Genomic DNA, 20,886 nt, shown 5'->3' on the forward strand with positions numbered 1-20,886 from the left:
CGGTCCTCAGGGTCGCACCAGGCCGGCTTCGACCTGATCCCGGGTGTCTTTGTTGACCAGCAATTCGATGATGGTGAGGGCAAAGTCCATCGCTGTGCCGGGCCCTCGTGAGGTCAGCACCTTACCATCGATGACAACCGGCTCGTCACAGACGGCGATATCAGGCCATTTGTCCTTGTCCAGCGCACCGGGATAGCTGGTGGCCCGTTTACCATCCAGTACGCCGGCATTGGCCAGTACCATCGGTGCTGCGCAGATAGCGGCAAGATATTTGTCACCGTGCTGAAGGCGCTTGATAATGGCATGGATACGGTGATCGTTATTGAGATTGTTGGTGCCCGGCTGACCGCCGGGCATCAGGAGCATATCGAAATCGCTTTCCATTAAGTTATCCAGCAGGGTATCTGCTACCAGGCCCACCCCACGACTCGCGGTCAGTTGTGGCTGGTGACCAAGGCTGGCTGTGGTCACCGTGATACCGCCTCGACGCAGCAGGTCTATCAGGGTGACAGCTTCCAGTTCCTCACAACCCTCTGCCAGGGGAATTAATACGCTGGCCATATCTGCTCCTGCTTATCGGTTAAGGATGGTCATTCCCTTCAATAAGTTCAAAGCTTGCGATAGCACATAATCAGTCACTTCCAGTGGTTGCTTCGCTTCTTTTTCCTTTTCGGCTGCTGTGCTGACTGTTTCCGGTGTCACTGATTCTTCACCGTCCTGGCTGTTTTGATTCTGGCTATCGGATTTTTCCTCAGCTTCACCGTTTTCAAGATGATGCGCCAGATCGCGTTCACGCAGCGGTACGAATTCGTTTTCATCGACTGAAGCCACACGAATACCACTGATTTCAATATCCGGCACAATACCTTCAGCCTGAATTGAGCGGCCTGATGGCGTGTAATAGCGGGCGGTAGTCATTTTCACCGCAGTGTTATTAGTGAGTGGCATCACGGTCTGTACCGAGCCTTTACCAAAAGTTTTACCACCCAGCACGATAGCGCGATTATGATCCTGCAGCGCGCCGGCCACAATCTCCGAAGCCGAGGCGGAACCGCCATTGACCAGCACAATCATCGGTGCACCCTTAAGCAGGTCATCCGGAGTGGCATGGAATTTTTGGTCAGCATCGGCGATACGGCCATCGGTATAGACAATCAGTCCTTTATCCAGGAAAGCATCTGACACATCGACCGCGGCTTCCAGCACCCCACCGGGGTTGTTGCGCAAATCCAGAACCAGGCCGTTGAGTTTGCCGTTACTCTCGCGCTTCAGATCGCTGACTGCTTCACGCAGGCTGGCACCGGTACGCGATTGGAAGGTGGTGACACGGATGTAACCGTAGCCCGGTTCCAGCATTTTTTTCTTGACACTTTCAACCTTGATAATGGCACGGGTCAGCTCAACCTTAATTGGCTTGTCGACGCCTTCACGGATGATAGTGAGCGTTAACTTCGTACCGGGCTCTCCACGCATGATATCGACCGCATCATTCAGTGTCATACCTTTGACCGGAGTTTCATCCAGTCGAATGATGAGATCGCCGGACTGAATGCCGGCTTCGGCTGCCGGGGTATCATCAATCGGTGCAACCACTTTGACAAAGCCGTCTTCCATGCTGACTTCGATACCTAGGCCGCCAAACTCGCCGGAGGTGCCTTCGCGTAATTCCTGAAACTCATCCAGATTCAGATAAGTGGAATGCGGATCCAGGCCGGCAAGCATGCCGCGGATGGCGTTTTCAAGTAATTGTTTGTCTTCTACCGGTTCGACATAGCTGCTTTTAATGCGTCCAAAGATTTCGGAGAAAGTCCGCAAGTCTTCCAGCGGCAGATCCGGCTGGGCTGACTCCCGTTCGGCAAAGACCATTTGGCCGAATACCAGGGTCGCCCCCAGAATAATGCCGCTGGTAATGAGTCCGAAATCGCGTTTAAAAAAGCTCATATCGTTTCCTTCGTGGTTGGCACACATCAGCCCTGCCTTGCCAACCATTTCAACGGGTTGGTAGGCCTGCCGCGGTGGCGAATTTCAAAATAAAGTCCGGTCAGGCCGCGAACTCCCTGCTCGCCTGACTGGGCGATAACTTCACCTGCCTGAACAGTTTCACCGGCTTGTTTCAACAGGCTTTCATTATTGCCATAGAGAGTCATGTACTGTTCACCGTGATCAACTATGATCAGCAAGCCGAATCCCCGTAACCAGTCAGCAAAGACCACACGGCCGGCAGCCGTCGCCCTGACATCATTTCCGGTCGGGGAGTCGATGACGATACCTTGCCAGGTGAGTTTACCAAGATTTCGGGGGCTGCCATAGCGCGCTAGCAGTTTTCCGTTGACCGGCCAGTTCAATTTACCAGTCAGACGCGAAAACGGGGTGTTTGGTTTCGGTGGCGGCCTAATCGCGGCTGATTTTGTTTCCGGCGCTGGCTTCTGTTGCTGCTGCTTTTCCTTCTCCCGCGCGGCTTTCTCCCGCGCAATCTGCTGCTCGCGCTCACGGGCGAGCCGGTCCAGCAGGGCCTGTAAATTGCTCTCTTCTTCTTTCAATGCGGCCAGTTTCGCATCCTGACCGGAAATGGTTTTGTCCAGGGCGGCCAGTGTCGCTTTGCGTTTATCGGTTTCCTGTTGCAGTGCCCGCTGTTTGTCCAGTTGTTCCTGTTTGGCGGCTTCCAGCGACTGTTGTGCCAGCAAGATCGTTTTCTGTTCCTCGTTCAGCTGGCTCAGGATCTGGTTAATGCTCTCGAGCTGCGCCTTGCGCGCTTCATGGAAATAGCGGAAGTAGGTGCTGCCACGACTGATCGTGGCAATATCCTCTTGATTGAGCAGCATTTCCAGATAGCTGGGTTCGGCGTTGATGTAGGCGGCACGCATCTGATCGTAAAGCGCCTCCAGTTGCTGGTTCTGCTCAGCTTCTTTGATGCCTGCCACTTCACGCAGCTGGTTCAGAGTTTGGTTTTTTTCGGCGATCTGTTGTTCCAGTGTACGCAATTCCCGATTCAACTCGGACACCTTGCGGCTCTGCGCTTTGAGCTGGGCATACATCTCTTCACGGCTGGCTTTTTTCTGCGTTAAATCGGCACTGATATCCTCGATTTCATCGCGGACATTATCCAGTCGCTGTGCAGAGTCGCCGCCGGCTTCAAGACCGGCGGAGATCAGCAGCAGTAAACAGGCTGGAGCGAGACGTTTGAGCACAACAGGCTTCAGGGTTTTGCCTCAATCAGCAGGTGTTTGCTCATTTCTGCCGGAATCGGCAAGTCCAGCAAAGACAGCATGGTCGGCGCAATATCCGACAGCGTGCCGTGCTCACGACATACGGCATCGCGGCCGGCGAACAACAGTGGCACGACGTTATTGGTGTGTGCAGTGTGCGCCTGACCGGTTTCATGATTGACCATGCGCTCGGCATTGCCGTGATCGGCGGTGACAATCATTTCACCACCCACCGACTTCAGCGCATCCCAGACTTTTCCTAAACACTGGTCCAGCGCTTCCACTGCCTTGACCGCAGCGTCAAAATTACCGGTATGGCCTACCATGTCGGCATTAGCGAAGTTGCAGATAATCACGTCGTATTTTTTCGAATGGATCGCTTCAACCAGTTTATCAGCCACTTCAGGCGCACTCATTTCCGGCTGCTGGTCGTAGGTGTCGACCTTGGGGGAAGGAATCAGAATCCGGTCTTCACCGTCGAATGGGGTTTCGAGGCCGCCGTTAAAGAAAAAAGTCACATGAGCATATTTTTCGGTTTCGGCAATACGCAGTTGCTTAAGGCCCAGCGATGAAAGATAGCCGCCGAGGATGTTTCTCATCTTCTCGTTGGGGAAGGCAATCGGTGAGCTGTAATCTTTTTTGTATTCAGTCAGCGTGACGTATTCCGCCAGCTTGATATCACGCGGGCGGTTAAAGCCATCAAAGTCAGGTTTGATGAAGCATTCTGTTATTTCACGGGCACGATCGGCGCGAAAGTTCATGAACACGATGCTGTCGCCGTCCTCAATGCGGACTGGTTCACCAATAGTGGTTGCTTTGACGAATTCATCGGTTTCCTCGCGGGCGTAGGCCATTTCCAATGCCTGGGTGGCCGTCTCGGCCTGAAACTCACCCTCGCCTTCGGCCAGCAGTCTGTAAGCTGCTTCCACCCGGTTCCAACGCTTGTCACGGTCCATCGCATAGTAGCGACCAATCATACTGACCAGGCGACCGCGGCCCTGCTCAGCAAACACGGCTTCCAGTTTGTCGATGGAAGCCTGCGCGCTTTTCGGCGGCGTATCACGGCCGTCGAGAAAGGCATGCACATAGATATGGCGGGCACCGCGATCAACGGCCAGTTTAACCATCGCGTGGATATGCTCTTCATGACTGTGTACCCCGCCGTCGGACAGTAGACCGAAAATATGCACGGCTTTGTCATGCTCGGCGGCTTTATCGACTGCGCCGGTCAGCACGGGATTGTGGAAGAAAGCCCCATCCTCAATTGCTTTACTGATGCGAGTGAATTCCTGGTAGACCACCCTGCCGGCACCGAGGTTGAGATGACCGACTTCAGAGTTACCCATCTGGTCACCGGGTAGCCCGACGCCCTGACCTGAGGCATCGATCAGAGTGTGAGGATATGCCTGCCACAATTGATCCCAGACCGGTGTGTTGGCAGCGAGAATGGCATTGTTATCCGGGTCTTCACTATAGCCCCAGCCATCCAGAATGATCAGCGCTAAGGGTCGGTGTTTGAGTGTCATTGAAAAAATCCTTGAAACGATGTGTGGTCGGGCTCTCTCGCGGCTGACCGGTGTCTTTAATATATTATTCAGCGTATCAGCCGTGTATTATATGGGCTTTTGTGATGAAATACAGTCACAGGTAACAGCGGAAATTATCGTGGCACAAGCCGGAAACCTCGATCTCATCGCGTTCGACAACGATATCGAACGGGCAGCTTTTGCGCTTAAAGCGATGTCGCACCCCCTGCGGCTGAAGATTTTGTGCGCGGTGGGTGAGAAAGAGTTGTCGGTACAGGATATTGTGGATTGCGTGGGTACGACACAGAGTAATGTATCCCAGCATCTGGCCAAGCTACGTGACAAGGAAATTCTGGCTTCACGGCGTGATGCCAACCGCATTTACTACCGGGTGAATGATGAACGTACGCTGCGTCTGATAGAGATGATGCGTGACGTATTCTGCTCGGCAAAACAGCATTAAATCAGCATATTAAGTAGGGGTAAAATGGAAAACTTGGGTGAGTTTATTGTTAACCACTGGATTCTGGTCACAGCGTTTGTAGTACTGGCCTGGCTGGTGTTCTCTGACTCAATAAACCGCAAGTTGAGTGGCCTGCAGATGCTGGGCCCGAATCAGGCGGTCCGACTGGTCAATCAGCATAAGGGATCATTTGTCGATGTCCGCGACAAGACGGAGTTCGATAAAGAGCACATCGCTGATTCCATCAACCTGCCATTATCTGAACTGGCCGACAAGGCCGATCAGCTGAAAAACAAGGCGCAACCGGTGGTCATTGTCTGTGCCAGCGGTCAGCGCTCACGCAGTGCGGTCAAGCAACTGCGTCGTCAGGGCTTTGAACAAGTCTATGTATTATCCGGCGGCCTGCATGCCTGGAAAGAGGCCAAGCTGCCGCTGTTCAGTTAATCCGAACATAAGCAGGGTGTTTTTGTGGCTAATGTAATCGTTTACTCCTCCGCGCACTGCCCTTATTGCGTCATGGCCAAGCAGTTGCTGGATCGCAAGGGGGTTAAGTATGAAGAAATCCGCGTTGATCTGGATCCGTCCCGGCGCGAGGAAATGATGAAGAAAAGCCGGCAACGTACCGTGCCCCAGATTTTCATTAATAATAAAGCTATAGGCGGCTATACCGACCTGGTGGCGATTGATCGCGCCAACAAACTGGATAGTCTCCTGGCACAATCGTAGAGAAGGAAGAAAGATGGCTGAAGAAAACGCAACAGCAACGGGTGAAGAGCAAAAACCACGCTTTGTCATCCAGAAGGTTTACACCAAAGACGTCTCATTTGAGTCACCGAACTCACCGGATATTTTCCGTGATGAATGGCGCCCCAAGCTGGATCTGCAACTGGGTAATGACTACAAACGCATCGATGATGACAATCATGAAGTCATCCTGACGGTGATGGTCACAGCCAAGGTCGACGATAAGGTGGCTTTCCTGGTCGAAGTCAAGCAGGCTGGTATCTTCACTCTGACCGGCTACAGCAATGAAGAAATGGGCCCGCTGCTGGGCAGCTACTGCCCCAACACGCTGTTCCCGTTTGTGCGTGAAGTGGTTTCCGATCTGGTCACCAAGGGCGGTTTCCCGCAGCTGGTGCTGGCGCCGGTTAACTTCGATGCCATGTATCTGCACAATAAAGAAAGAGCGCAGCAAGCCGCTAAGCAGGCACAATCTGAAGCGACCCACTGAATAACAGGACAGCACGTGGCTGAAAAGCTTTTACCGACGCTGGTTATCGGTGCTGGTGCCTGGGGAACGGCGCTGGCAATTGCGATTGCCCGTAAAGGTCACGATGTCCGCCTGTGGGCGCGTGACCCTGAGCAGATTAAGCTGATGCAGGCCAGCCGCACTAACAGGCGTTACCTGCCCGATATCCGTTTCCCCGATTCGCTGACCTTGGCCTCGGATCTGGAAACCTCGGTGCGTGAAGCCCGTCATGTCCTGATTTCTGTTCCCAGCAAATCTTTTGTCGACACGCTCCGAACCATCAAGCCATTATTGCAGCCGGGTGTGCCGGTGAGCTGGGCGACCAAGGGGCTTACCGTCGATAAGGGGGAGTTTCTGCACGATGCCGCGCGGGAAGTGCTGGGAGAATCGCATTCGCTGGCGGTGATATCCGGGCCGTCGTTTGCCGCGGAAGTGGCCGCCAATCTGCCGACAGCAGTGACCGTGGCTTCACCGGATCAGGCGTTTGCCGATGCGCTGGTTGAGTTGCTGCATTCGCAGACACTACGAATCTATACCACTCACGATATCGTCGGCGTGCAAATCGGCGGCACAGTCAAAAATGTGCTGGCTATTGCAGCAGGCATCTCGGATGGTCTGGGTTTTGGCGCCAATGCCCGTGCTGCATTAATCACCCGCGGCATGGCTGAAATTCGGCGCCTTGCCGCCGCACTGGGCGCTGATCCTGAAACCCTGTTCGGTCTCGCCGGTATCGGTGATGTGATTCTGACCTGCACCGACGATCAGAGCCGTAACCGGCAACTGGGACTGGCGCTGGGCAGTGGTCTCAGGGTGGATGATGCCGTGAAACAGGTTGGCAAAACCGTTGAAGGCATGCATGCTGCCCGTGAAGTATTACTCCGTGCTAAACAGGTTGGTGTGGAAATGCCCATTGTCGAACAGGTATGCAAAATCCTGTTTGAGGGTTACGATCCGCGCGAATCAGTGCAGGCTTTATTGTGCAGGGAACAGAAAGCGGAAGTCAGGCGCCCTGTCTGATAACCAGGTTAATTAAAAGAGGAACAATCTTATGCGAGGCATTCTTAAGTACAGTGCGACGATTGCGACAGTCGTCATGCTCAGCCTGGGGTTGAGCGGCTGTGGTAATCCGCTCAAGAAAGATGAGCCCGAGATTACAGCAGAGGGCAAAACCGTATTCGAAGCCGGCTTGCAGTATGTGAAAGTCGTCGAGCGTGATGTAGCCGGGGTGGCCAACGATCATCCGTTTTCCATTTCCTCTGACAATATGCGGACCGTACTGGAATCACTCTACGTGACCGAAACGGTGCTGTTTAACGAGCGTCAGGCGCCGTTATTCTCACCATTCGAGCTGCAGATTCTGAGTTCCGGCCTGTCTTCCGGCCTGGCCCGTGCCGAGTCTAATGAAGATGTTACATTCGTGACCATCGGTGCCCACCAGGGCGCACTGGCCAAGGAAAAGCAAACCAACACCGGTCGTGTGTTCTACAGCGGTGGTCGTTTGAATATTATCTTCGGCAAGGTGCGTGAAGAATATCTGGATAAAGATCCTTACACCGGTCAGGAAATCGATCGCCGTGTGAATCCGCTGCGTCCCGGTACCCGCCGCGCTGACTCCGAGCCCGAAGTGCGCGTGGCTCTGGATAACGGCCAGTCCTACTACACTGACCCGGAAACCGGTGAAGAGCGTACCGACTGGATTGTGATCGATATCCCGACCGTACTGGCCACCATGGCTGAACGTGAAGCCAGCACCCAGGACGGCACATTGAGCCCTGAACTGCGTGAAGATATTGCCCGTAACAAGCAGGAAACCAGCAATCTGCGTGAAGATATGGCCAATATCAAGGAAGTCTTGTTTGAAATGAGCGATAAGCTCGACAAGCTGCAAAAAGAGCTGGATGCAATGAAGTCGGAGTAATCCGGGCTCAAAGCTAACAAAAGGCGCCTCCGGGCGCCTTTTTTGTTTTACAGCTGGTAACGCCGATCCTGCATTTGCAGGCGGGGTAACAAATCGAGATCACGGCAAAGTGACAACACTTTGAATTGATGGCCCATCGCGCCGGGCATCAGGAGCTGTTTGAGTGCGCTGCTATGCTTGAGCCAATCAACAGGGTCGGATTCCTGTTCCAGTTCAGTGGCCAGCAGGGTGATATCGCCGGCCAGCAGAAAATCGCTCTGCTCATGAAAGCCCGTCACATCAAGGCCGTTCGCCAGTGCCTGTTCAGCGAGTGCCGTAAAGTCGATATGGGCGGTAATATCCTGCAGGCCTTGCAGCACTAATGGGTTATCATGCGCCTGCTGTCGATAATAGCAGCGTAGCGTGCCCTGAGTCCGCTCTGGGCGGTAATACTCAGCGAACGGATAGCCATAGTCGATTATAAAAATCGCGCCCTGAGAGAGGCTGTCAGCGACGCTCTGCAACCAGTCGGTGGCGAACAGGTTCACCTCAGTCTGATAACGCTGCGCGCCAATCTGCTTACGGATGTCTGCTGCCCGGTTCAGCAGTCTCGGGTCTTCAATCGCTTTGTTCTGCCAGCCAAAGCCGTCTGAAGTTATACTCACCCCCTGCTCTGTCACACCCTCTTCGCTGAATTCCAGCAGATGCACCGGCATCGCATCACAGACTTCATTGGCAAGCATAATGCCTTTAAAGTCGGATGGCATGTTTGTCAGCCAGACAACGCGTTCCGCCAAAGTCGGTAAATGTTTTTCAATCAGCTCACGCTGCTTCTGCTGCAGATCGGCGCTGGTTTCGAGGATGAGATAGTGATCCGGTAATGCATCCAGCTGCTTCAGCTGCTGCAAAATATCGACGGCAAGCTTGCCGCTGCCGGCGCCGAATTCAAGCATATCAAACTGAGCAAGCTGGCGGCCGATATCAGCAATATGAACCGCCAGCGCCCGGCCGAATAAAGGGGATATTTCCGGCGCCGTGGTAAAGTCACCCCCTGCTCCCAGCTTGTGACTGCCGGCACTGTAATAACCCAGACCGGGGGTATACAGACAGTCGTGCATATAGTCGGCGAAACTGAGCCAGCCGCCCTGCTGCTCAATCCTTGCAGCAATCTGCCGTTTGAGCTGGTCACTATAGTCTTGCGCCTGCGGGTCATCCGCCGCTATCGTTACGAAATCAGTCATTGAAGAGGATAAGTCGTTGCAAAAAAAGGTTCTGGTAACCGGCACCAGCCGCCGGATTGGTCTGCATATCGCCAAGCGACTGCATGAGGACGGTTACGCTGTACTGGCACATTACCGCAGCGAGACCGAAGGTGTCCAAGAATTACGTGCTCTGGGCATTGAAACGATTTATGCCGCCTTTGACAGCCGTGACAATATTCTCGATTTTGTCACCCGTCTGCGTCAGCAATATCGCGGCCTGAGGGCGATAATCCATAATGCTTCGACCTTCACCCCCACCGATGAAGAGCTGGCCCGCGCCGCAGAACAGTACGAGCAGTTTTTCTACGTGCATATGCTGGCGCCCTTCCTGATTAATCAGGGGCTGCATGATCGGCTGCAGGGTGATGATGGCAAACCGGCCGATATTATTCATATCACCGATATCAACGTTGAAAATCCAACGCCACGCTTTGATATCTATGGTACGACGAAAGCCGGTCTGCATAATATGACGCTGGCGCTGGCCAAGAAATTTGCGCCGGACATCAAGGTCAATGCGGTGGCGCCGGGACCGGTGCTATTCACCGAATCACATAGTGAGGAAGTCAGACAGGCAATGATGGCGGAGACACCGCTGGGCTGTGAAGGTGGTGCGGAACCGGTTTATCTGGCGTTGAAAAGCATCCTGGATAATTCCTTCCTGACCGGGGTGTCAATCCCGGTGGATGGTGGCCGCCGTCTCTCCAAACGTTAATCCGTCAGTACTGACCAGCGTGCCCTTTTGCATGATCGGTGTAGTGGCAGCGTCTGTCAGAAAGGCGCGGAGCTCGTTAATCAGCGGATACAGGAAGTATTCATCGGTGAGACTGCTGGCGCTGCGCTGCCAGTCATCAGGGCTGCTGAAATGAGCCAGGATATCAATATCGGCGGGTCGATCTTTCAGTTTGCTGTTGGGATCTTCGCGGTCGCGGCCCAGTTCGACTTCAATCTTATTGCAGATGGCCTTCAGAGCGGCCTCTTCCATATCGGTTTCAAGAAAGGCTACGGCATTAAGAAAATCCCGGTGACTGTTCATGCCCACCGGCGGAATATGCAGCACCCGGCTCAGATGCAAAGCATCGAAATGGCGCAGTAACTGCCGTACAATCGCCGCAAAATTATGCTGTGGATTGATATTACTGCCCAGCCCGAGCAGATAGCCGCCTGCCAGTTCTGTCATCAGCGGCTGCGCTCAATTACTATTCGTGCTGTGTTCTGACCATGCAGTGCGACCGGTTTGCTCAGCGTCAATTTAAGCCGGGGAATCGCAAACTGCTCCAGCAGCATGGCACAAAGATCTTCTGCCAGCGTTTCGATAAGCAGGTATTCGCTGGCTTTGACAAAAGCGACAATGCGCTGGGCGACAGCACCATAGTCGAGGGTTTTATTGATGTCATCGGATTCGGCAGCGGGTCTGATATCCCAGTCCATTTCCAGGTCAAACGTCAGCGTCTGCTGCGTCTGGCGTTCCCAGTCGTAAATGCCGATAATCGTGTCAATTTTCAGGTCGTTAAGAAATATTTTGTCCATGAATCAAGCTGCTTGCTGGTGGCAATCCGGTTGGCGACCTATAATGTCGCATCAGTTATAACAGGTCGCATCATATCATGCTGGAAACATACGCCTTACCCAGTAGCCTTTTGCTGGTTGCTTATCTATTCGGTTCGCTGAACAGTGCCATTGTCCTGTGCAAGCTGGCTTCTTTGCCCGACCCGCGTACACAGGGCTCGGGTAATCCCGGGGCGACCAATGTGCTGCGTTTCGGTGGTAAAAAACTGGCGGCCACGGTGTTGTTCTTTGATGTGCTCAAGGGCGTGATTCCGGTTGTCATTGCCCATCTGCTGGGCCTGGATATGGTCTGGGTGGCAGCCACGGCCTTTGCAGCCTTTGTGGGCCATCTGTTCCCGGTATTTTTCCAGTTTCAGGGGGGTAAAGGCGTAGCGACCGCTCTCGGCGGATTTCTTGCCCTGTCCCCTGCGCTGGCCGGTGCCGGTCTGCTGACCTGGCTTGTTGTGTTTGCGATAAGCCGGATTTCGTCGCTGTCTGCCTTGACGGCGGCAGCTTTGACACCGGTTTATAGCCTGTGGATTATCGACAGTGTGCCGGCGCGCTGGGTGATCCTGGTTACGGCACTCATGCTAATAGTCCGCCACCATGGCAACATCCGTCGCCTGCTGGCCGGGCAGGAAGGTAAGTCCTAAGGCGGGGTTAATTCATCCAGCGGCCAGCGGGGTCTGACACTGAAAGTCGGTGTATCCTGCATCTGCATCGCCTGTTTGCGGATGGCGCCGGCAAAGGCAATCATCGCCCCGTTATCACTGCAGAACTGCTGTCGTGGATAAAAGACTTCCACCCCGGGCATTGCATCCAGCTTTTCACGTAGAGCTTTATTGGCGCTGACGCCACCCGCCACCACCAGGCGTTTATGGCCGGTCTGTTTCAGCGCCCTTTTGCATTTAATTGCCAGCGTATCCACTACTGCAGTCTGGAAAGCCAGACAAATATCCGCTTTGTCCTGTTCTGTCTGTTCACTGTTAAGCCAGGTATTCATGGCAAAGGTTTTGAGACCACTGAAGCTGAAATCGAGACCGGGACGGTTGGTCATCGGCCTTGGGAATTCATAACGATCCGGCGTGCCCTGCTCGGCTTTGGCAGCGAGATAGGGGCCGCCGGGGTAGTCCATGCCCAGCAGTTTGGCCGTCTTGTCGAACGCCTCACCCACCGCATCATCAATCGACTCGCCCAGCAGCACGTATTCACCAACGGCTTTCACATCGACCAGCAGCGTGTGACCACCTGAGACCAGCAGCGAGACAAACGGGAATTCAGGTGCCCGGTCTTCAAGGAGCGGTGACAGCAAGTGCCCTTCCATATGATTGATAGCCAGCGCTGGTTTACCCAATGCCCAGGCAATGCTGCGGCCGATAGCGGCACCAACCAGCAATGCACCCGCCAGACCCGGTCCGGAAGTGTAGGCCACGGCATCAATATCATCACGTTCAAGACCCGCCTGCTCCAGCACTTCTTCAATGAGTGGCAGGGTTTTGCGGATATGGTCCCGTGAGGCAAGTTCCGGCACCACACCGCCGTACTCGGCGTGCAGTTCTATCTGACTGAATAAAGCATGGGCCAGCAGGCCTTTGTCGGTGTCGTAGAGGGCGACGCCGGTTTCATCACAGGAAGATTCGATGCCTAAAACACGCATTTCTGATCCGCTTTCATTTTGAGAACAGACACTATTATGCCTTTTTTGAAATTAAAGTGATTTAACTGTTTGCTTTCTGGTTGATATTTCGTACAATTGGAGGTTTTCCAAACATGAATTGAGTAGGGAATCATTAATGCCTTCAGTACGAGTAAAAGAAAACGAGCCATTTGACGTTGCACTGCGTCGTTTCAAACGCTCTTGTGAAAAAGCCGGTACCGTTGCAGAAGCACGTGCCCGCGAAGCTTACGAAAAACCAACCACTGCCCGCAAACGCGCTGCAGCTGCGGCAGTTAAACGCCACCAGAAGAAACTGGCTCGCGAAAACGCCAGCCGCGTTCGCCTCTACTAACCGCATTCGGTAAACACACGATGCCTGCAGAAGCCAGCCCACTGAAAGTCACTATCATGGACAGCGTCAAGGACGCGATGCGCGCTAAAGAAAAAGAGCGCCTCAGCGTGCTGCGCCAGATTACGGCGGCTATCAAGCAGGTAGAGGTCGACAATCGCGCCGATTTGTCTGATGACGATATTGTGGTCATTTTAACTAAAATGACCAAGCAGCGCCGTGAAGCCTTAGACCAATACGAGCAGGCCGGTCGTGATGATCTGGCAGCGATTGAAAAGGCTGAACTGAAAGTCATCGAAGAGTTCATGCCGGCTCAGCTGAGTGATGAAGAAGTGGCTGAAGCTATTGACGCTGCGATTAAAGAGACCAATGCCAGCAGTGCAAAAGATATGGGCGCAGTGATGAATGTACTGCGGCCGAAACTTCAGGGTCGTGCCGATATGGGCGCGGTCAGTGGTAAAGTCAAGGCAGTGCTGAACCAGTAAATCCCTTGCTGTGCGTTGTCCGCCACGACGGGTTTAATCTTTGCACTGAATTTCAGCCATAATAGTGCTTATGGCTGGTCAGATCCCCACACAATTCATTGATGAACTGCTCACGCGCATCGATATCGTTGATGTTATCGATGCGCGGGTAGCGCTCAAAAAAGCGGGCAAGAACCTCCACGCCTGCTGTCCGTTTCATAACGAAAAAACCCCTTCCTTTACGGTCAGCCCTGACAAGCAGTTCTATCATTGCTTTGGTTGCGGTGCCCATGGCACGGCTATCGGCTTTTTGATGGAATACGACCAGCTCAGCTTCCCCGAAGCGATTCAGGAACTGGCTGATCAGGTGGGCATGACTGTGCCGACCACCCAGCAGGCTAATTTATCGCCGGCCAAGCAGAATCTGTATGAGCTGATGGACAAAGTGGGGCGCTATTACATGCATCAGCTCCACAATCATCCACAGCGACAGCCTTTTGTCGATTATCTGAAACAGCGCGGCCTCTCTGCCAAAACCATAGAAACCTTCGGTCTGGGTATGGCGCCAGATGGCTGGGATAATGTGCTGAAAACTTTCGGCAGCAATCCACAGGTCATGAAGCAATTACTGGATGGTGGCCTGCTAATCAAAAACGATAAAGGCCGCACCTACGACCGCTTCCGCAACCGGATTATGTTCCCAATCCGTGATCGTCGGGGCAGGGTGATTGGTTTTGGCGGCCGGGTGATGGATGATTCCACCCCCAAGTATCTGAATTCGCCGGAAACACCGATTTTCCATAAGGGGACCGAGCTCTATGGCTTGTATCAGGCTCGCAAAGCTAACCGGCGGCTGGAACGCATTCTGATCGTAGAAGGCTATATGGACGTGATTGCACTGGCGGAATTCGGTATCAACAACGCCGTCGCCACCCTTGGTACCTCTACCACGGCCGATCATCTGCGAGTTCTGCTGAGAACGGCGCCTGAAGTCGTATTCTGTTTTGATGGTGACCGGGCCGGCCGTGATGCTGCCTGGCGCGCAGCGGAAAATGCCCTGTCGATGCTGGGCGGTAATCAGCAGCTGAAGTTTATGTTCCTGCCGGAAGGCGAAGATCCGGACAGTCTGGTCAGAAACCAGGGACCGGAAGCCTTCAACCGGCGCGTGGAAATGGCGCTGAATTATTCAGACTTCTTTTTTGAAACACTCTGTAGCCGTGTTGATGTGAACTCCATGGACGGTCGTGCCCGTCTGGTGGAAATGACCAAGCCTTACCTCAAACATGTGCCTGCAGGGGTTTACCGGGATCTGCTGGAGCAGCGGCTGGCCGAAATCAGTAAAACCAATATGGCAACGCTGAACCGGCACCTGGAAAAGCCGGCACAGCAACCCAAAAAAGCAACCAGAAAGCCCGGCACAGCCGCAATGACCCCGATCCGAATGGCGATCACCATCGTGCTGCAATATCCGATTCTTGCCAGGGAAATCGACAATATCAGTGCCGTCGCTCACCTGAAGCAGCCCGGCGTAAATATTTTTATCGAACTGGTTGAAACCCTGCATCAACACCCCCACTTAACCACTGCGGCCCTGCTGGAACGCTGGCGCGACAAGGAAAACGGGGCACATCTTCAGAAACTTGCCCTGCAACCGCTAACCTTGTCAGCGGATGCACTCAAACATGAACTCACGGGCATCGTCTCTCGTCTTATTAAAGAAGCCAGACAGCAGCGAATTCATGAGCTGACCAGCAAGCCGTTTAGTGCACTCACGGAAGCAGAAAAGGCTGAAGTGAAGTCTTATAAGTGAATGTTTTTAAGTTTAATTTGATGCAATACTATGGTCGCTTCGGTATAATGAAGTGTTCACGACAAGAAGCGTCGAGGGTTAAAGGGGCCGCATGAAAGATCAACAATCACGCGTTAAGGAACTGATCGCCTTAGGTAAAGAACGTGGTTACCTCACTTACGGTGAGATTAACGATCATCTGCCAGAAGACCTGGTTGATGCTGATCAGGTTGAAGACATTGTCAGCATGTTCAGCGACCTCGGTATCATGGTTCACGAAGATGGCATGGATACCGACGAGATGGAGCGTCTCGCTGAAGCCATCTCTTCCAATGATGAAGTCTCCGATGAAGAAGCGGCCGCCGTGCTGGCCAGCTCTGACGGTGAATTCGGTCGTACCACCGACCCGGTGCGCATGTACATGCGTGAAATGGGCTCCGTGGAATTGCTGACCCGTGAAGGCGAGATTGTTATCGCCAAGCGTATTGAAGCGGGCCTGCGTGAAAGCCTGCAAATGCTGTCGACTTATCCTGCCTGTATCTCATCTTTCCTGGCCATGTATGACATGGTTGAAGCCGGTGAAATGCGCCTCAATGAAGTTATCAAGGGCTTCGCCTCGCCGGAAGAAGTGGTCGCTGAAGACGGCGATGATGTCACTGATGCCGTTGATGACGATGCCGATGTCGACTCCGACGATGATGACGATGATGATGACAGCGTCAACAATGTCAGCGATGACGATGATTCCGGTGAAATCGATCCGGAAGAAGCCCGTGCCCGTTTTGAAGCGCTGCGTGAAGCCTACAATAATTACATCCAGAGCGAAGGCGATGCCGCCGATGCAGCCCGTGAACAGGCCAGTAACCTGTTTATGGAGTTTAAGCTGACGCCGAAATCCCTGGCTATCCTCAACCAACTGATGTCAGAGACTGTTGACGAAATCCGTAAGCAGGAAAAAATCATTCTGGACATCGTGGTTGAGCAGGCGCGAATGAACCGCCGTGACTTTATTGATTCATTCCAGGGCAATGAGAGCAATGTGGACTGGGCGGAAAAACATATCCGCGCCAAGAAACATTACTCATCGACCATCAAGAAACATCACGACGAAATCAAAGCAGCTCAAAGCAGATTGGCGGAGATCGCTGACGAACGCGGTATTTCTATTGCTGAAATCAAAGAAATTTCTCGTCAGATGTCGATTGCTGAAGCCAAGGCCCGCCGCGCCAAGAAAGAAATGGTTGAAGCCAACCTGCGTCTGGTTATCTCGATTGCCAAGAAATACACCAACCGCGGTCTGCAATTCCTGGATCTGATCCAGGAAGGCAATATCGGCCTGATGAAAGCGGTCGATAAATTCGAATACCAGCGTGGTTACAAGTTCTCAACTTATGCCACCTGGTGGATACGTCAGGCCATTACCCGTTCCATTGCTGATCAGGCCCGCACCATCCGTATACCGGTTCATATGATTGAAACTATCAACAAACTCAATCGTGTTGCCCGTCAGATGCTGCAGGAAATGGGTCGTGAGCCGACACCGGATGAGCTTGCAGAACGCGTTGAAATGCCGGAAGACAAAGTACGTAAAGTACTGAAGATCTCCAAAGAGCCCATCTCGATGGAAACCCCGATCGGTGATGATGAAGATTCACATCTGGGCGATTTCGTGGAAGACGTCAATGTCATTTCTCCGTCCGATTCAGCGATTATCGAGGGTCTGCGTGAAGCCACGCAAGGCGTCCTGAATGGTCTGACCGAAAGAGAAGCCAAAGTCCTGCGTATGCGTTTCGGTATCGATATGAATACCGACCACACGCTGGAAGAGGTCGGCAAACAATTCGACGTCACCCGTGAACGGATCCGCCAGATAGAAGCCAAAGCATTGCGTAAACTGCGTCATCCTTCACGCTCCGATCAACTGAGAAGCTTCCTCGACTCAGAAGGGTCATAAGACATTAACTTGTCGGGCCTATAGCTCAGTTGGTTAGAGCAGGGGACTCATAATCCCTTGGTCCCAGGTTCGAGTCCTGGTGGGCCCACCATATAAATCAAAGCCTTGGCGTTATTTTTAGCGCTGAGGCTTTTTTGTTTTCTTGTTCTGTGCCACTTGCGATTTATCTTTCAATCAAATCTTTACAAAGATTTCATCCCAGTCATGTTGCTTTGGTAGTCGTTTGACAGTTGTCAGCTCGTCCAACAGAATGAATCAGGCTTATCTAAGCGTTTCATCGTCTGCCGCAGCCAGTCGTCCCTGTCAGTAATAATTAAATAAAAGGAAACGAATTATGGCTACTGACGCCGCTTCGGGTGTTAAGAAATCGACCATATTAATCCCGGTGTTTTTCCCCGCCGTTATTGTTACGTTGCTGTTGGTTATCGGCACGATCAGCAACCCCGAACTGGCAGGACGGGCCTTTGATCAGACCCTGAGTTACCTGACTGTAAACTTTGGCTGGTTTTACATGCTGGCTGTGGCTTTTTTTCTGGTGTTTATTGTCGCGCTGGCAGTCTCCCCCTGGGGCCGTATCAAGCTGGGTCCCGATCATGCGCTGCCGCAATACAGCTTCCCGGCCTGGTTTGCCATGCTGTTTTCGGCCGGTTACGGCATCGCTTTACTGTTCTTTGGTGTCGCCGAGCCGGTCCTGCATTATTCGACACCGCCACAAGGCGCACCGGAGACGATCGATGCCGCCAAACAGGCCATGCAGATCGCCTTTTTCCACTGGGGCTTTCATATCTGGGGTATCTATGGCCTGACCGGGCTGCTGCTGGCTTATTTTGCTTTCCGGCATGGTTTGCCACTGTCGATGCGTTCGGCGCTGTATCCGATAATCGGTGAGCGTATTCACGGTCCGATTGGGCATACCGTCGATGTGGTGGCGATACTGGGTACTCTGTTCGGTATTGCGACCACTTTGGGGCTCTCGGTGGCGCAGATTAATGCCGGTATGAATTATCTGTGGTCGTCTATCCCCGTCAGCACGACGGTGCAGGTGATTACCATTGCCTTTATTACCGGTCTCGCCATTTTCTCGGTCGTCGCCGGTATGGATAAAGGGGTGAAACGGTTATCCATTCTCAATATGGTGCTGGCCGTGGCGCTGATGAGCTTTGTGTTTATCATGGGGCCGACCGTCAATATTCTGGAAGCCTTCCTGCAGAACACCGGGAGTTATCTGAATAATATTGTTGAACGTACCTTTAATCTGCAGGCCTATTCGAGAAGTGACTGGATTGGTAACTGGACACTGTTTATTTTCGGCTGGACGATTGCCTGGGCACCGTTTGTCGGTCTCTTTATTGCCAAAATCAGCCGTGGCAGAACCATCCGTCAGTTTGTGTTCGGCGTACTGCTGGTGCCGACGATATTCACCTTTATGTGGTTCTCGATTTTTGGTGACACGGCCTTACACCTGATCATGAACGAGGGGTATACCGCGCTGATTTCCGAAGTCCAGAACGACACGGCAATAGCCCTGTTTAAACTTTACGAGCAACTGCCACTGACCTCGATTGTGTCGTTTATCACTGTGATTCTGATCATGACGTTCTTTGTTACGTCTTCGGACTCCGGCTCACTGGTCATTGACTCGCTGGCCTCGGGCGGCGCCAGTCAGACACCGGTCTGGCAGCGTGTTTTCTGGGCTTCCCTGGAAGGCTTGCTGGCCGCTGCGCTGCTGATTGCCGGTGGTCTGGGTGCCCTGCAGACAATGAGTATTACCAGTGCCCTGCCATTTTCCATCATTCTGATACTGTCGGCTATCGGTATGTGGCGGGCACTGATAATCGAGGGGCATAGAGAGGTCAGCCTGCAGGCACATATGCAATCAGCCGGCCCGGCCAGTAAACGTGGCTGGCGACAGAGATTGTCGGGACTGATTGATTACCCCGGCTACGATGAAGTGGCAGGTTTTATCACCAACAACGTGCATCCGGCCATGCGTTATGTCGAGGAAGTGATTAAAGAAAAAGGCTGGCCGGTGGTAGTGGCGCATGATGAAACCCATCACCGTGCCTATATTGAAGTGGTACTCAAGGATCAGCTCGACTTTATTTACGATATCCGGATGCGGGCGTATGCCAGACCGAGTTTTGCCTACCCTGAACGGCCAAGAGATCCGGACGGGGATGAGCGCTATTACCGTGCCGAGGTTTTCTTGCGGCGGGGTGGTCAGCAATACAACGTCTACGGTTACGAGGAAGAGGAAATTATCGAGGATATCCTGCACCAGTTTGAGAAGTATCTGCACTTCCTGCATATCTCCCCCGGCATTTTGCCGTGGAAGATGCAGGAGCATGACGATATGCTCAATGGTGAGGAGCAAAAAACCTAAAAGCCGAAGTGGTATCTGAAGCCGGCGGCGAAGACCTTGCCGCCGCTGATACTGCTGTTAAAGCCGGCGAGTCCCTCCTGCTTGCCGGTCAGTGCCGCCGTTTCCTGTTCCTGATAGTATTCGGCAAACAGAATCAGGTCTTCTTTGATCTGATGGTCGATGCCGACATGGAACACGGTTTCGCCGTAGGATTCCACATCTGCGATCATCGCTTTATAGGTCAATTTGCCATGGCGGTATTCGGTATAAAGGTTGTAGGCATCGGCGCCGTCGCCATAGAAACTGTTGGGGTTATCGGTGTCGGTGGTTTCGTATTTGAGTACCACACTCCAGTTACCGAAGCGGTGCGCGGCTGAAACACCATAAATGCGGTCCTTGTAGCCGTCGGCATTGCCTCGATCATCCATGCCCATCGCCAAAACTGTGCCGTTGTAACTGTAGCGGGCAAAAGCCTGGATACGGCGATCGTCGATCCGTGACGGTGAGCGCGCGTTACCCGCTGCTGAAGAATAGGACCCACCAAAGCTGAAGTCTTTTATGGTCGGGCTGACATAACTCAGCGTCTCTTTGACGCGGAAAGTGGTGTAGGTGGCAAAGCCGCTGTAAAAGGTGCTGAACTGATCGACCGGGTAAGTGATGGTGTTGTAGTAGGGCATCCATTGCTGGCCGGCCACCCAGGTGCCTATTGGTGTTTCCAGACCGAGACGCGCGACCCGTAAATCTTCTCTGTCATCACGGCCGGCACCGCCCTGATCATAAGGATCGCCGAAACGAAAATTCGCGGTATCAAACGGCACTTCAAGCTGACCAAAGATACGGTAGTCTTCAGAGAAACGGTAGGCTGCATTGACCCCGACGCGTGAGAAGGCATCGCGCAGACCACGGTAATCATTCATGCTGGATTGATTATCGGGGTGGACTGATTCCGCCTGCATTCGCAGTGACAGATAGAAGTCATAACGGAAAGGATCTGAAGCGCCACTCTCCTGAGCCGAGAGCGGGAGTGAGAGAAGACTTAATGCGATGGAAGATAAAGTAATCGGACAGTGGGTCTTAGTAAAGCTCATAATTCTCCTGTTTTCGAGCGGGTTCTCCATGTTGTATTGAAAAGATGAAGCGCTGCTGGCTGCGCAACAGCT

The 20,886-nt window shown here is 53.1% G+C and carries 22 protein-coding genes and 1 tRNA gene; 14 read left to right on the forward strand and 9 right to left on the reverse strand.

Annotated elements, in window-relative coordinates:
• Positions 1–6: 6 nt before the first annotated feature.
• Genes FH755_RS03920 through gpmI form a run of 4 tightly spaced genes read right to left on the reverse strand, consistent with a single transcriptional unit; the run spans position 7 to position 4,732 of the window.
• A complete protein-coding gene (locus FH755_RS03920) occupies positions 7–561 on the reverse strand; it encodes a DJ-1 family glyoxalase III (protein ID WP_292438861.1) in 555 nt (184 codons plus the stop codon).
• 12 nt (positions 562–573) lie between these two features.
• Positions 574–1,941: a S41 family peptidase gene (locus FH755_RS03925; protein ID WP_292438863.1), complete on the reverse strand. Its 1,368-nt coding sequence runs from the start codon at positions 1,939–1,941 to the stop codon at positions 574–576.
• 26 nt (positions 1,942–1,967) lie between these two features.
• The gene (locus tag FH755_RS03930) at positions 1,968–3,188 is read right to left on the reverse strand and encodes a peptidoglycan DD-metalloendopeptidase family protein (RefSeq protein ID WP_292438864.1); all 1,221 of its coding nucleotides are present in this window, start codon (positions 3,186–3,188) and stop codon (positions 1,968–1,970) included.
• Between the two features lie 8 nt (positions 3,189–3,196).
• Positions 3,197–4,732 carry a 2,3-bisphosphoglycerate-independent phosphoglycerate mutase gene (gene gpmI, locus FH755_RS03935; protein ID WP_292438866.1) on the reverse strand — a complete coding sequence of 512 codons (1,536 nt, stop codon included), beginning with the start codon at positions 4,730–4,732 and terminating at the stop codon, positions 3,197–3,199.
• Positions 4,733–4,946: 214 nt separating this feature from the next.
• Between gpmI and FH755_RS03940 the strand changes: the two genes are divergently transcribed.
• From FH755_RS03940 to FH755_RS03965, 6 genes are read left to right on the forward strand one after another with little or no spacing between them, the layout of a single operon-like run.
• A complete protein-coding gene (locus tag FH755_RS03940) occupies positions 4,947–5,195 on the forward strand; it encodes a metalloregulator ArsR/SmtB family transcription factor (RefSeq protein ID WP_292438976.1) in 249 nt (82 codons plus the stop codon).
• A 24-nt stretch (positions 5,196–5,219) separates the two neighbouring features.
• Positions 5,220–5,639, forward strand: coding sequence for a rhodanese-like domain-containing protein (locus FH755_RS03945; protein WP_292438868.1), 420 nt, complete (start codon positions 5,220–5,222; stop codon positions 5,637–5,639).
• 24 nt (positions 5,640–5,663) lie between these two features.
• Positions 5,664–5,921 (forward strand): glutaredoxin 3, encoded by a 258-nt coding sequence (gene grxC / locus FH755_RS03950; RefSeq protein ID WP_292438870.1) that lies wholly within the window; start codon positions 5,664–5,666, stop codon positions 5,919–5,921.
• A gap of 13 nt (positions 5,922–5,934) precedes the next feature.
• Positions 5,935–6,426, forward strand: a complete 492-nt coding sequence (gene secB, locus FH755_RS03955; RefSeq protein WP_292438872.1) for a protein-export chaperone SecB — start codon at positions 5,935–5,937, stop codon at positions 6,424–6,426.
• Positions 6,427–6,441: 15 nt separating this feature from the next.
• Positions 6,442–7,461 carry an NAD(P)H-dependent glycerol-3-phosphate dehydrogenase gene (locus FH755_RS03960; protein WP_292438874.1) on the forward strand — a complete coding sequence of 340 codons (1,020 nt, stop codon included), beginning with the start codon at positions 6,442–6,444 and terminating at the stop codon, positions 7,459–7,461.
• A gap of 31 nt (positions 7,462–7,492) precedes the next feature.
• Positions 7,493–8,362: a hypothetical protein gene (locus FH755_RS03965; protein ID WP_292438876.1), complete on the forward strand. Its 870-nt coding sequence runs from the start codon at positions 7,493–7,495 to the stop codon at positions 8,360–8,362.
• Positions 8,363–8,409: 47 nt separating this feature from the next.
• Here FH755_RS03965 and FH755_RS03970 read toward each other — a convergent pair whose 3' ends face one another.
• A complete protein-coding gene (locus FH755_RS03970) occupies positions 8,410–9,582 on the reverse strand; it encodes an SAM-dependent methyltransferase (protein ID WP_292438878.1) in 1,173 nt (390 codons plus the stop codon).
• A 16-nt stretch (positions 9,583–9,598) separates the two neighbouring features.
• On the opposite strand from FH755_RS03970, the gene FH755_RS03975 reads away from it, so the two are divergent.
• Positions 9,599–10,318: an SDR family NAD(P)-dependent oxidoreductase gene (locus tag FH755_RS03975; protein WP_292438880.1), complete on the forward strand. Its 720-nt coding sequence runs from the start codon at positions 9,599–9,601 to the stop codon at positions 10,316–10,318.
• Here FH755_RS03975 and folK read toward each other — a convergent pair.
• Positions 10,277–10,783 carry a 2-amino-4-hydroxy-6-hydroxymethyldihydropteridine diphosphokinase gene (gene folK / locus FH755_RS03980; RefSeq protein WP_292438882.1) on the reverse strand — a complete coding sequence of 169 codons (507 nt, stop codon included), beginning with the start codon at positions 10,781–10,783 and terminating at the stop codon, positions 10,277–10,279. The two genes, FH755_RS03975 and folK, sit on opposite strands and share 42 nt — an antisense overlap.
• The gene (gene folB / locus FH755_RS03985; RefSeq protein WP_292438885.1) at positions 10,783–11,133 is read right to left on the reverse strand and encodes a dihydroneopterin aldolase; all 351 of its coding nucleotides are present in this window, start codon (positions 11,131–11,133) and stop codon (positions 10,783–10,785) included. The genes folK and folB overlap by 1 nt, the downstream gene beginning before the upstream one ends.
• Positions 11,134–11,210: 77 nt before the next feature.
• On the opposite strand from folB, the gene plsY reads away from it, so the two are divergent.
• A complete protein-coding gene (plsY, locus tag FH755_RS03990) occupies positions 11,211–11,804 on the forward strand; it encodes a glycerol-3-phosphate 1-O-acyltransferase PlsY (RefSeq protein ID WP_292438887.1) in 594 nt (197 codons plus the stop codon).
• Here the strand turns inward: plsY and tsaD are convergent.
• Complete coding sequence (gene tsaD, locus FH755_RS03995) at positions 11,801–12,808, reverse strand: tRNA (adenosine(37)-N6)-threonylcarbamoyltransferase complex transferase subunit TsaD (protein ID WP_292438889.1); 1,008 nt, start codon at positions 12,806–12,808, stop codon at positions 11,801–11,803. The genes plsY and tsaD overlap by 4 nt on opposite strands.
• A 136-nt stretch (positions 12,809–12,944) precedes the next feature.
• Between tsaD and rpsU the strand changes: the two genes are divergently transcribed.
• From rpsU to FH755_RS04025, 6 genes are all read left to right on the forward strand, one after another.
• Positions 12,945–13,160, forward strand: a complete 216-nt coding sequence (rpsU, locus tag FH755_RS04000) for a 30S ribosomal protein S21 (RefSeq protein ID WP_266236185.1) — start codon at positions 12,945–12,947, stop codon at positions 13,158–13,160.
• Between the two features lie 20 nt (positions 13,161–13,180).
• Complete coding sequence (locus tag FH755_RS04005; RefSeq protein ID WP_292438892.1) at positions 13,181–13,642, forward strand: GatB/YqeY domain-containing protein; 462 nt, start codon at positions 13,181–13,183, stop codon at positions 13,640–13,642.
• Positions 13,643–13,712: 70 nt separating this feature from the next.
• Entirely contained in the window at positions 13,713–15,431 is a 1,719-nt protein-coding gene (gene dnaG / locus FH755_RS04010; RefSeq protein WP_292438894.1) for a DNA primase, read from the forward strand.
• A gap of 91 nt (positions 15,432–15,522) precedes the next feature.
• Positions 15,523–17,364 carry an RNA polymerase sigma factor RpoD gene (gene rpoD, locus FH755_RS04015; protein WP_292438896.1) on the forward strand — a complete coding sequence of 614 codons (1,842 nt, stop codon included), beginning with the start codon at positions 15,523–15,525 and terminating at the stop codon, positions 17,362–17,364.
• 14 nt (positions 17,365–17,378) lie between these two features.
• Positions 17,379–17,455: transfer RNA gene (locus FH755_RS04020), tRNA-Ile, on the forward strand.
• A 243-nt stretch (positions 17,456–17,698) separates the two neighbouring features.
• Complete coding sequence (locus FH755_RS04025; RefSeq protein ID WP_292438898.1) at positions 17,699–19,747, forward strand: BCCT family transporter; 2,049 nt, start codon at positions 17,699–17,701, stop codon at positions 19,745–19,747.
• Here the strand turns inward: FH755_RS04025 and FH755_RS04030 are convergent.
• Positions 19,744–20,814, reverse strand: a complete 1,071-nt coding sequence (locus FH755_RS04030) for a porin (protein WP_292438900.1) — start codon at positions 20,812–20,814, stop codon at positions 19,744–19,746. The two genes, FH755_RS04025 and FH755_RS04030, sit on opposite strands and share 4 nt — an antisense overlap.
• Positions 20,815–20,886: the final 72 nt, after the last annotated feature.

Origin of the sequence: Methylophaga sp. (genome assembly GCF_009711715.1) — a bacterium.
GTDB lineage: Bacteria > Pseudomonadota > Gammaproteobacteria > Nitrosococcales > Methylophagaceae > Methylophaga.

Excerpts from the sequence above, each read along its gene's own strand:
- rpoD (WP_292438896.1), top strand. The coding sequence starts at position 15,523 with ATGAAAGATCAACAATCACGCGTTAAGGAACTGATCGCCTTAGGTAAA.
- tsaD (WP_292438889.1), bottom strand. The coding sequence starts at position 12,808 with ATGCGTGTTTTAGGCATCGAATCTTCCTGTGATGAAACCGGCGTCGCC.
- FH755_RS04030 (WP_292438900.1), bottom strand. The coding sequence starts at position 20,814 with ATGAGCTTTACTAAGACCCACTGTCCGATTACTTTATCTTCCATCGCA.
- folK (WP_292438882.1), bottom strand. The coding sequence starts at position 10,783 with ATGACAGAACTGGCAGGCGGCTATCTGCTCGGGCTGGGCAGTAATATC.
- gpmI (WP_292438866.1), bottom strand. The coding sequence starts at position 4,732 with ATGACACTCAAACACCGACCCTTAGCGCTGATCATTCTGGATGGCTGG.
- FH755_RS03925 (WP_292438863.1), bottom strand. The coding sequence starts at position 1,941 with ATGAGCTTTTTTAAACGCGATTTCGGACTCATTACCAGCGGCATTATT.
- FH755_RS03940 (WP_292438976.1), top strand. The coding sequence starts at position 4,947 with ATGTCGCACCCCCTGCGGCTGAAGATTTTGTGCGCGGTGGGTGAGAAA.
- folB (WP_292438885.1), bottom strand. The coding sequence starts at position 11,133 with ATGGACAAAATATTTCTTAACGACCTGAAAATTGACACGATTATCGGC.
- rpsU (WP_266236185.1), top strand. The coding sequence starts at position 12,945 with ATGCCTTCAGTACGAGTAAAAGAAAACGAGCCATTTGACGTTGCACTG.
- FH755_RS04005 (WP_292438892.1), top strand. The coding sequence starts at position 13,181 with ATGCCTGCAGAAGCCAGCCCACTGAAAGTCACTATCATGGACAGCGTC.
- FH755_RS03920 (WP_292438861.1), bottom strand. The coding sequence starts at position 561 with ATGGCCAGCGTATTAATTCCCCTGGCAGAGGGTTGTGAGGAACTGGAA.
- FH755_RS03965 (WP_292438876.1), top strand. The coding sequence starts at position 7,493 with ATGCGAGGCATTCTTAAGTACAGTGCGACGATTGCGACAGTCGTCATG.
- FH755_RS03970 (WP_292438878.1), bottom strand. The coding sequence starts at position 9,582 with ATGACTGATTTCGTAACGATAGCGGCGGATGACCCGCAGGCGCAAGAC.
- FH755_RS04025 (WP_292438898.1), top strand. The coding sequence starts at position 17,699 with ATGGCTACTGACGCCGCTTCGGGTGTTAAGAAATCGACCATATTAATC.
- plsY (WP_292438887.1), top strand. The coding sequence starts at position 11,211 with ATGCTGGAAACATACGCCTTACCCAGTAGCCTTTTGCTGGTTGCTTAT.
- secB (WP_292438872.1), top strand. The coding sequence starts at position 5,935 with ATGGCTGAAGAAAACGCAACAGCAACGGGTGAAGAGCAAAAACCACGC.
- dnaG (WP_292438894.1), top strand. The coding sequence starts at position 13,713 with ATGGCTGGTCAGATCCCCACACAATTCATTGATGAACTGCTCACGCGC.
- FH755_RS03945 (WP_292438868.1), top strand. The coding sequence starts at position 5,220 with ATGGAAAACTTGGGTGAGTTTATTGTTAACCACTGGATTCTGGTCACA.